We start from the raw sequence: 10,715 nt of genomic DNA on the forward strand, positions 1-10,715 counted from the left end.
TAGACTTCCTAAACAGCTTTAAATAATATTATTATGCCGAGAAAACAAAGAAAACCTTCTGATTATTAAAGGGTTATCTAAATTAACTCGGCATAATATCTTTGTCCACATAAGGAGGTCCTCTTTCTCCAATCCTTTCTAACATCTATTTAGATAAATTTGACAAGGAATTGGAATATAGAGGACTGCGCTTTGTAAGATATGCAGATGACTGCAATATCTTCGTCAAGAGCGAAATGAGTGCAAATAGAGTAATGAAGTCAGTCACTTCATGGCTAGAAAGGAAACTATTTCTTAAAGTCAGCGCTACTAAGACCAAGGTGGTCAGACCACCCGAAAGCAAGTTCTTAGGATTCACCTACCTTCAAAGGAATGGTGAATGGAAATGCAAGCCTTCCAATCAGAGCAAGATGAAACTCTACGATAAATGTAGAAGAGAACTTATTAGAAGGATAGGCATTGCACGCCCTATTGCAGTCACATTCAAAAGAATCAATCAGATTGTAGTGGGGTGGATTAACTATTATCGAATAGGTGTGATGAAATATTTCGTTGATGTCTTTGGTCAATGGCTTCGCCATAAAATCAGAGTTATCATTCTTAAACAATGGAAGAAACCTAGAAGAATCTATATTAATCTTCAGAAACTGAATAAGAAGTTATCTTGTCGCTTTACAGATGAAGAAATTATCTCGGTAGCAAACACTAGACTAGGTTTATACAGACAGGCTTATGGCCATGTAGTTAATTTTCTACTTAGTCCCAAGATTCTAGCCATAAAGAAAAAGGATAGACCTGGCTTGGTCAATCCCCTTAATTACTATCTAAGTTAGTCTGAAATTATCATGTAAATGTAGCGCCGTATACGAGACCCGTACGTACGGTGCAACGGGAGGCAAGGAAATAGTGATTAATCTTTAAATTAATACTATTTCTTGTCTACCCTATTTAGTCTACAATAATTGTACCTTCTTTAGGTCCACCAGCAGCATTTGATTCATCAGTATCAATATGCATGAATGTAGCATAAGTATCTTTAACACGGCACATAACATCACCAAATACTAATGAACGACCATTTGTTTCAACTTCTACTTTAACAATCTGACGATCCTTAATACCCATAGCTTTTGCATCTTCTGGAGAGAAGTGGATATGACGTTTTGCAGCAATAACGCCTTCAGTTAATTCAACTTCACCCTTAGGACCAACTAATTTACAAGCACCACTACCAGCAAGGTCACCAGAACCTCTTACAGGTGCTTCTAGACCTAATGATCTTGCATCAGTAAGAGCTAATTCAATTTGAGTATAGTCTCTAACAGGACCAAGAACAGACATAGCTTTTTCTCCTCTAGTTCCTACTACCTTTACCTTTTCAACACATGCAAACTGACCTGGCTGAGAAAGATCCTTCTTCTTAGTTAATTCATAACCTTTACCAAATAAAGTTTCTAAATCAGCCTGACTTAAATGAATATGTCTAGCTGAAGTTTCAATAATAATCTTGTTATTCATAATCTGCCTCCTAGTCACGTATTTTACACCCTTTTTCTTATTTTGAAAAGGCTTACTTTACAAATTAGTATAAGGCTTACTTTACAAATTAGTATAAGTGTAACATATCAATGTTTGTTTTCATTGATTTACAAAACTGTTATAATATCTGTAAGTGAGGTTGATGTTATGATTAATATTATTACGTCGGAATTACCAATGATTTGGAAGTTTGTAAAATCAGCTATTGATTTATTGGCAGTATGGGTTTTATTGTACTATGGTATCATGATGTTTAAGACAAACATGCGTACTATGCAGTTATTTAAAGGAGTTATTGTAGTTCTTCTTGTTAAGGCTATTACGAGTGTTCTAGGACTTGTGACTCTTGGTACTATTGTAGATGCAGTCATTACATGGGGAGTATTGGCTATTGTAGTTATTTTTCAACCAGAAATACGTGTTTTATTAGAGAAGATGGGACAAACTAAAAATGAAGTACAGCATCGTTTATCTGATGATGAAAGAGAACGTGCTATGGATGAACTAGTTGAATCTATTACAACTATGTCTAAGGATAAAACAGGCGCATTAATTACATTTGAGCGTCGTCAGTCTTTACAGGACTTTATTAATACAGGTGTTAAAGTGTCTGCTTCTATTAAAGCAGAACTTCTAACTACAATCTTCTATGAAGGTACACCTCTTCATGATGGGGCTACTATTATTAAGAATGATATGATTGTGGCTTCTGCCTGTTTCTATCCTCCTACTAATAAGGAAATTCCTTCACAGTATGGAGCAAGACATAGAGCAGCCATTGGTATTAGTGAAATCACTGATTCTTTGACAGTGGTTGTATCTGAAGAGACAGGAAATGTTAGCTTTGCAGCTAATGGAGAACTTACAAGAATTAACTTAAATGAGTTACGTTCTAAATTGATTGCAGAGTTGAACTGGTATGACGAAGGTGGTGAAGACCATGAGTGATCCTAAGAAAAAGAAACAGACGGATTCCACTACAGATTTTTTCTTACAGTTTATGAAAGAAGAAAAGTCTGATAAAGAGAAGACAGAAGCTAAAAAAGAAGAAAGAGAACAGACTTATACTAAAACAGTAGAAAAGTTTTCTTCAGGTTATAACTACTTTAATAAGCTATTAGATAAGCTTCTTGCCAATAAGCATTCTGTACGTATTCTTTCGTTTGTGCTTGCAATATTTTTATTTGTTTCATTCTCTGGTGGAGATGTCATGAATTCTACTACTGCAGGGGCAACTTTAAAGAAAGTGCCAGTACAGGTAGAAGGTTTAAAGGAAGGTTATGAGGTATCAGGACTTCCTGCAACAGTAGAAATAGGATTAATTGGTCCTTCTATGGATATCTATACAACTAAATTGACTAGTAATTATGAGGTTTATTGTGATTTATCTGAATATAATGAAGGAACACATCATGTGACTTTAAAAACAAGAAATTTTGATAGTGATTTGACTGTAATGTTGATTCCTGAGACAGTGACTATTAAGATTCTACCTAAAGTAGATGCCAAGTTTGACTTAGGATATAAGTTTATTAATCAAGATAAATTAAATGAAAAATATAGCGTTTCAGTTGATACAATATCTACAAAACGTGTTACAATAACAGCGACACAAAATAATCTAGATAAGATTGATAAGGTCCAGGCGCTTATTGATGTAGAAGGCAAGACAAAAGCATTCCAGCAGGCATGTGAAATTAAAGCATATGATGCCGATGGCAATGAAGTACAATGTACAATCGCACCAGAAAAGGTGAATGTTAGCTGTCATGTAGATTCTTATTCTAAGGAAGTGCCAGTTAAACCAGAATTTGTTGGCCAATTGCAGGATGGCTATCAAATGACAAATTATAAATTATCTAGCTCTACTGTAACTATTTATGGTAAGCGTACTGATATTAGTGATATTAACTATATTACTTGTCAGGTAGATGTTTCTAATTTATCAGGATCAACAACATTATCTGGTATTGCGTTACAAGGGAATGACAAGATAAACAAGATGTCACAGACAACTGTAGATGTGACTATGTTTATTGAAAAGAAATAGAGAGGACAAAAAAATGGGTAAATATTTCGGAACAGATGGTTTTAGAGGAGAAGCAAATAAGACTTTAACAGTAGAACATGCTTTTAAAGTAGGTCGTTATTTAGGTTGGTATTATAACCGTAACCATAAAGCAAAAATCGTTATTGGTAAGGATACAAGACGTTCAAGCTATATGTTTGAATATGCATTAGTTGCAGGTTTAACTGCAAGTGGTGCAGATGCATATCTTCTTCATGTCACTACAACTCCTTCAGTATCTTATATTGTAAGAACTGATGGATTTGATTGTGGTATCATGATTTCTGCATCACATAACCCTTATTATGATAACGGTATTAAGTTAATCAATGATAAGGGTCAGAAGTTTGATGCTGAAGTAGAAAAGCAGATTGAAATGTATATTGATGGTTTAACTGATGAGCTACCATATGCAACTAAGGATGAAATTGGTCGTGCATTAGATTATTCTATGGGTAGAAATAGATATATTGGTTACTTAATGAGTATTCCTAAACGTGCATTTAGAAATGTTCGTGTTGGTTTAGATTGTGCGAATGGTGCTTCATCTAATATTGCAAAAGCAGTATTTGATGCATTAGGAGCTGAAACATATGTTATCAATGATCATCCAGATGGAGTAAACATCAATACTGATTGTGGTTCTACACATATGGAAGCATTACAGAACTTTGTACGTGAAAAAGGTTTAGATATTGGTTTCGCATTTGATGGTGATGCTGATAGATGTTTAGCTGTAGATGAATTTGGTAGAGTTGTAGATGGTGACTTAATTCTTTATGTATGTGGTCAGGAATTAAAGAAAAACAATGAATTAGCGAATAACACAATCGTTACTACAATCATGAGTAATATTGGTCTTTATAAGGCTTTAGATAAGATTGGTATTGGTTATGCTAAAACTGCTGTTGGTGATAAGTATGTATATGAAAACATGGTCACTAATGGTAACGTTATTGGTGGAGAACAGTCTGGTCATATTATCTTCTCTAAACATGCAACAACTGGTGATGGTATCTTAACATCATTAAAGATTCTTGAAACATGTATTGAAAATAAAAAGACATTAGCTCAGTTAACTGAACCAGTAACTATTTATCCACAGTTATTAATCAATGTACGTGTAAGTGATAAAGCTACAGTATTAAATGATGCAGATATTAAGAAAGCAATTGAAGAAGTGACAGAAACATTAGGTGATGATGGTCGTATTTTAGTAAGAGAATCTGGTACAGAACCATTAATTCGTGTCATGGTTGAAGCACAGACAGATGAAATTTGTCATGAGAATGTACTTAAGGTAGTAAATCTTATTAAAGAAAAAGGCTATGCCGTTAAATAATCACATAATCTAACAAAATATTGCCACTTTCGTGGCAATATTTTCACTTTATAATGAAATATGGGAGGTGAGTCTCTTGAAATACAAAATTAATATTATTGATGATGAGAAACACTTGAATGATATAGTAAGAACATATTTAGAAAAAGAAGGATATGAATGTACTTCTTTCTATACTTATGATGAAGCTCTAATGCATTGTGATGATGATGTACATTTATGGTTAGTTGATATTATGCTTGATAAGAATAGTGGATTTGATTTGTTGACAGCTATTAAATCAAAGCGTCCTGATATGCCTATTGTCTTTATGTCTGCAAGAGACCAGGACTTTGACCGAATTATTGGTTTAGAAAAGGGCTGTGATGAATATATCACAAAACCATTTAATATGAAGGAAGTGATTCTTCGTATTCATAACGTTTTAAAGCGTGTCTATAAAGATACTGAAATGATTGATATTGATGGTTATATGGTGGATGAATCTAAACGTAAAGTATTAGAAAATGATCATGAAATAGATCTGACTACTAAAGAATATGAATTGCTTCTTTATTTTATGAAGAATAAAGGTATTGCGATTTCTCGTGAACAGGTCTTAACACGTGTCTGGGATGAAAACTATTTTGGTAGTGATCGTGTTGTAGATGATACTTTAAGACGTTTAAGAAAGAAGATGCCAAATATCAATATTAAGACAATCTATGGTTTTGGCTATAGACTAGACTAATGTTTAAATCTTTTTCTTTATTAAAACAGCTTCTTGTAGTAATACTTGGTTTAGCTATCATGTTAGTGGCTGTTGTAATGCCTATTGTAGATTCTAATGTGCATGATATTATTGATGATCAGATGTATGAAAAGCTAGAGACATCACAAAGAGATTCTGTAGAATATGACTTTATGCCTTCTAATAATAAAGAGAAGGCAATCTATACAATTGTTTATGATCCTACAGAAAATGCCTTTACATTTAGTAATCTTCATGGAGATGCCACTACATTGACATTACTATATAACTATTTATTTGGACGTGATTTAGAGAAAATTGTGAATAGTAGAAGACATAATACTATAGAAAGTAAAGGAACTTATGCAAGAGAAACTTATTATTATCGTATTATGAAGGTCGATGATGAGTATTTGATTTCTATTATGTCTAATTCTTATTCAGATAAGCTAATCACAGATATTCGTAATCGTATTATTTATATTCTTTATGCAGTACTTACTATTTTCGCATTAGTACTCGTCTTATGGGTTATTTCTCTTATTCGTCCTTTAAAGAAGATTAAGACTTATGTGGATTCTATTGCGAATCGTGAAGAAGCGACTCTAGTCATGGATCGACAAGATGAAATAGGTGTTGTAGGAAATGCGATTGTCACAATGAAGGATGAACTCATGAAACAGGAAAAAGTCAAAGAAGAAATGATTCATAATATTTCTCATGACTTAAAAACACCTATTGCACTTATTAAGACATATGGACAGAGTGTGAAGGATGATATCTATCCATATGGTGACAAGGACAGTTCTATGGATATTATCCTAGAAAATGCAGATCGTTTAGAACATAAAGTAAAATCCTTACTCTATTTAAATAGATTAGATTACTTAAGTGCTGAAGAAAGTGAATTAAAACCTTTCCCTATCAAAGACTTAATTGAACATATCGTCATGCAGATGGAAGCAATGCAGCATATCCATATAGAAACAGACTTAGATGATGTGGCTTTTATTGGTAATGAAGAACATTGGCGTGTTGCGATAGAAAACATTATTGATAATGCATCACGTTATATGAAATCTGTTATTAAGATTACTTTAAAAGAAGATACACTTATTATCTATAATGATGGTGATCCTATAGATGAAGATAAGAAAGAAGATCTTTTTAACCCTTATGTAAAAGGAATAAAAGGTCAGTTTGGTTTAGGCTTATCCATTGTATCTAAGATTGCGGATATGTATGGCTATGATATTCATGCTGAAAATAAAGATATAGGTGTTGCATTTATATTTACGAAAAGAGCTTCCTAGTTGGGAAGCTTTTTGTGATAAAATAGAGTAAAGGAGTTGAGAACATGACTTATTTTGGAGAACATACACCAAAGCTTGGTTTTGGTATGATGCGTCTACCACGCACTCATGGACAAATTGATATTGAAGAAACAAAGAAGATGGTAGATGCCTTTATGGATGCTGGACTGACTTATTTTGATACAGCTTATGTTTATGAAGGATCAGAGGAAGCAACAAGAAAGGCACTTGTAGAACGTTATCCTAGAGATTCTTATACACTAGCTTCTAAAATCAATGCAAAGATGATGTGTCATGATGAAGAAAGCTGTCAGGCACAATTAAAGGTCAGCTTAGAGAGAACTGGTGCAGGATATTTTGATTATTATCTTCTACATGCATTATCTGATGCCAATGTGGCTTTATATGATCAGTATCATATATGGGACTTTGTGAAGGATGCAAAAGCAAAGGGACTTATTAAACATTATGGTTTCTCTTTCCATGGGACACCACAATTATTAGATGAATTACTCACTAAGCATCCTGATGTAGAATTTGTACAATTACAATTAAACTATGCAGACTGGGAAAACCCAGCTATTACATCACGTGCCAATTATGAAATTGCGAGAAAGCATCAGAAATCTATTGTTGTAATGGAACCTATTAAGGGTGGTACACTGGCCTCACCACCTGAATCAGTCAGAGAAATACTACATAATGCGAATCCTCATATGTCTATTGCATCATGGGCTGTACGTTATGTGGCATCACTAGATGGTATTATTACAGTACTTAGTGGAATGAGTACAATGGAACAGGTACTAGATAATATTTCTTATATGAAAGATTTTAAACCGTTAAGTGAAGAAGAACAAAATATGATTAAGGAAGCACAAAAGGCATTAGATGCCATTGAATCTATTCCATGTACTGCATGTCGTTATTGTACACCGGGATGCCCAATGGGTATTGAAATACCAGATATTTTCAAGGCAATGAATTGGTATAAGATCTATAGTATGAAGGATAAAGCCAAGGATCGTTATGAAAGCACTGTTCAAAAGAGTGCGAAAGCATCTGAATGTATAGAATGTGGGCAATGTGAGGGTGTTTGTCCACAACAGTTACCTATCATCAAATATTTAAAAGAATGCGCTGATGTATTAGAGGAGTGATGTATTTGAAGAAATGGATCGTATGTCTATTAAGTTTATTATTAGTAACAGGATGTACACAAAAGAAGGTTACATTACCTAAACCTGTCACTATTGAATTTTATTCAGTTAAGACATGTTCTGAATGTATCGCTTTTAAGAAAAATGCGATACCTTATTTAAAGAAACGTTATAAGAATATTACAATCAAGATGTATGATATGGATGATACAAAAACAGCAGACCATTATAATCAAGCAATCGATTCTTTAAAGGATTTTGATGATGAATATTATGGTTTAGGTCCATTTATTTATGTAAAAGGTTATTTTGCCTTATTAGGATATGAAACAGATGATGAAGAAATACTCGCAAAAGATATTGAACGTGTCACAAATGGAAAGAAACCTACTCAAGATTTTAATAATCGTAGGTTTACTGTTAAGTAGTACATCATGTAAAAAGAATATATATTCTGTAAAAGTCTATGGACTTAAGTCCTGTGGAAATTGTAGAATATTAATAGATGATTTCAAGGATGATGAAAACATCCATCTGCATATGATTGATATTGATACACATATTTTAGCCTATAAGAAAGATATCGCATTATATGATGGTTTGAGTGATAACCAGGCTCCTGTCATCATGACAGAGTCATTTGCGAAAGCAGGTTATTCTAGTAAAGAATATAAGGTACTCAAAAAAGCAATCATATCAGGTAAGAAACCAAATCTAAAAAATTATTATAAAAGGAGATCGAATTATGGCAACACCACACAATGAAGCAAAAAAAGGTGATATCGCAAAAACAGTCTTAATGCCAGGAGACCCATTACGTGCAAAATATCTGGCAGAAACATATTTAGAAGATGTTGTACAGTTCAACGCAGTAAGAAATATGTTTGGATATACAGGAACTTATAAAGGAAAGAAGATTTCTATTATGGGTTCAGGAATGGGTATGCCTTCTATTGGTATCTATTCTTATGAATTATTTACACAATACGATGTAGAAAACATCATTCGTATTGGTAGTGCAGGTTCTATGCAGAAGAATGTACATATTAGAGATGTGATTATTGCTCAGGGTTCATGTACAGACTCTAACTTTGCCCATCAATATGAATTACCAGGTACTTTCTCAGCTATTTCTTCTTATTCATTATTAGAAAAAGCTGTTACACTCGCAAAAGAAAAGAAGATCAACTACCATGTAGGTAATGTTTTAGCATCTGATATTTTCTATCATGCAGATACCACTTCTGTAGAAAAATGGTCTAGAATGGGTGTGCTAGCAGTAGAAATGGAATCATATGCATTATTTGCAACAGCTGCTTATTTAGGTAAGAATGCTCTCACATTACTTACAATCTCTGATTCTTTAGTCAATGATGAACCAGAAACTACTGCCCAAGAAAGAGAAAAGACATTTACTGCAATGATGGAAGTCGCATTGGAGATTGCTTGATGAAACAGAAGTGTGCATTTTTTGATTTTGATTATACAATAGCTCATGGCGATTCTATTAGGAAGCTATTGTCTTATACTTTAAAGAAGTATCCTTTATCAGTATTCCGTTTTCTTCCACTTATTCCATATGGAATTGGTTATGTATTACATATCTGTTCTATGGAATCAATGAAATCATGGGTTCATTTCCCTTTAGATTTACTCACTGAAGAAGAAATCAAAGACTGTTATGAAAAGGATATCGTACCTACTTATTACCCTCATATGGTTGAAGAGATGAAGAAGAGACAGGAAGAAGGATGTTTAGTATTCCTTGTCACTGCCAGTGCTGAAGCTTATATGCGCTTTAATACACTTCCTTGTGATGAGTTAATGGGTACAAAGACACAAATAAAGGATGGACATTATACATCTCGTATTATTGGTGAGAACTGTAAAGGTAAAGCAAAGGTGACTAGAATTAATCAGTATATGAAGGAACATGATCTAGAAATAGATTATGATCATTCTTATGGTTATTCTGATTCTAATTCTGATCTTCCAATGCTGGAATTATGCCGTTACCGTTATCGTGTCGATAGAAAAGATGGTCACTTATCAGACTTTTAAGCAGCACGTTAGTGCTGCTTCAGACTGTTGACAAACTAAATGTTAACAGTCTTTTCTTTTAAATTTGAAGAGTATATGATAATATAGTTACTGTCGTAAGTGTCCACACTCCAATTAAGCAAAATTTGTGGCCTTACGGCCTTTTTCGTTTCCTGTCAATTATCGCCTGAAAATGGTATAATTAAGGTGCTTAATTGGAGGATATAAATATGGCTATGACTAATCGTGCAAACATTAAACGTGATGGACTTATCATGAGTACTTTAGATGACCTAGTACCACAGGATAATTTGGTTAGAACACTGGAAGCTACGATAGATTGGAAATTCATCTATCCGTTAGTGAAATCACTTTACAGTAATTTCGGCAGACGTTCTATTGATCCTGTGGTACTTTTTAAAATGATCTTTATCAATTATACATTCGGCATCAACTCTATGAGAAAGACCTGTGAAGAGATCAAGGTCAATATAGCTTATAGATGGTTTTTAGGTATCAGCAT

Annotated in this window: 13 protein-coding genes and 1 pseudogene; 13 read left to right on the forward strand and 1 reads right to left on the reverse strand. The window is 33.6% G+C overall.

Annotation, left to right across the window (positions count from 1 at the left end; all coding sequences use genetic code 11):
- Positions 1-125: 125 nt before the first annotated feature.
- Both H8909_RS13655 and H8909_RS13660 read left to right on the forward strand, forming a co-directional pair.
- Positions 126-347, forward strand: a pseudogene (locus H8909_RS13655) (reverse transcriptase domain-containing protein); the annotation flags it as partial.
- 63 nt (positions 348-410) lie between these two features.
- The gene (locus H8909_RS13660; RefSeq protein ID WP_255465900.1) at positions 411-833 is read left to right on the forward strand and encodes a group II intron maturase-specific domain-containing protein; all 423 of its coding nucleotides are present in this window, start codon (positions 411-413) and stop codon (positions 831-833) included.
- Positions 834-948: 115 nt separating this feature from the next.
- On the opposite strand, the gene pduL is transcribed toward H8909_RS13660, so the two are convergent.
- Positions 949-1,518, reverse strand: coding sequence for a phosphate propanoyltransferase (gene pduL, locus H8909_RS11550; RefSeq protein WP_187012942.1), 570 nt, complete (start codon positions 1,516-1,518; stop codon positions 949-951).
- A 168-nt stretch (positions 1,519-1,686) separates the two neighbouring features.
- Here pduL and cdaA point away from each other — a divergent pair, with 168 nt between their 5' ends.
- The 11 genes from cdaA to H8909_RS11605 all read left to right on the forward strand — a co-directional run.
- Positions 1,687-2,487: a diadenylate cyclase CdaA gene (gene cdaA, locus H8909_RS11555; RefSeq protein WP_022424452.1), complete on the forward strand. Its 801-nt coding sequence runs from the start codon at positions 1,687-1,689 to the stop codon at positions 2,485-2,487.
- Entirely contained in the window at positions 2,480-3,589 is a 1,110-nt protein-coding gene (locus tag H8909_RS11560) for a CdaR family protein (RefSeq protein WP_117458278.1), read from the forward strand. The genes cdaA and H8909_RS11560 overlap by 8 nt, the downstream gene beginning before the upstream one ends.
- A 13-nt stretch (positions 3,590-3,602) precedes the next feature.
- A complete protein-coding gene (gene glmM / locus H8909_RS11565) occupies positions 3,603-4,949 on the forward strand; it encodes a phosphoglucosamine mutase (RefSeq protein WP_187012943.1) in 1,347 nt (448 codons plus the stop codon).
- Between the two features lie 76 nt (positions 4,950-5,025).
- Positions 5,026-5,679 (forward strand): response regulator transcription factor, encoded by a 654-nt coding sequence (locus H8909_RS11570; protein ID WP_022424455.1) that lies wholly within the window; start codon positions 5,026-5,028, stop codon positions 5,677-5,679.
- The gene (locus H8909_RS11575) at positions 5,679-6,992 is read left to right on the forward strand and encodes a HAMP domain-containing sensor histidine kinase (RefSeq protein WP_187012944.1); all 1,314 of its coding nucleotides are present in this window, start codon (positions 5,679-5,681) and stop codon (positions 6,990-6,992) included. Before H8909_RS11570 ends, H8909_RS11575 begins: the two co-directional genes overlap by 1 nt.
- Positions 6,993-7,036: 44 nt before the next feature.
- Complete coding sequence (locus H8909_RS11580) at positions 7,037-8,152, forward strand: aldo/keto reductase (protein WP_187012945.1); 1,116 nt, start codon at positions 7,037-7,039, stop codon at positions 8,150-8,152.
- Positions 8,152-8,580 (forward strand): hypothetical protein, encoded by a 429-nt coding sequence (locus tag H8909_RS11585; RefSeq protein ID WP_439647250.1) that lies wholly within the window; start codon positions 8,152-8,154, stop codon positions 8,578-8,580. The genes H8909_RS11580 and H8909_RS11585 overlap by 1 nt, the downstream gene beginning before the upstream one ends.
- A gap of 112 nt (positions 8,581-8,692) precedes the next feature.
- Positions 8,693-8,917, forward strand: a complete 225-nt coding sequence (locus H8909_RS11590) for a hypothetical protein (RefSeq protein WP_187012947.1) — start codon at positions 8,693-8,695, stop codon at positions 8,915-8,917.
- Entirely contained in the window at positions 8,898-9,602 is a 705-nt protein-coding gene (gene deoD / locus H8909_RS11595; RefSeq protein WP_022424460.1) for a purine-nucleoside phosphorylase, read from the forward strand. The genes H8909_RS11590 and deoD overlap by 20 nt, the downstream gene beginning before the upstream one ends.
- Entirely contained in the window at positions 9,602-10,213 is a 612-nt protein-coding gene (locus H8909_RS11600) for an HAD-IB family hydrolase (protein ID WP_117458284.1), read from the forward strand. The genes deoD and H8909_RS11600 overlap by 1 nt, the downstream gene beginning before the upstream one ends.
- Positions 10,214-10,428: 215 nt before the next feature.
- A partial coding sequence (locus H8909_RS11605) for a transposase (RefSeq protein WP_238928285.1) occupies positions 10,429-10,715 on the forward strand: 287 nt, incomplete at its 3' end.

It is taken from the genome of Catenibacterium faecis (assembly GCF_014306455.1).
In the GTDB taxonomy this organism is placed as follows: Bacteria; Bacillota_I; Bacilli_A; order Erysipelotrichales; family Coprobacillaceae; genus Catenibacterium; species Catenibacterium mitsuoka_A.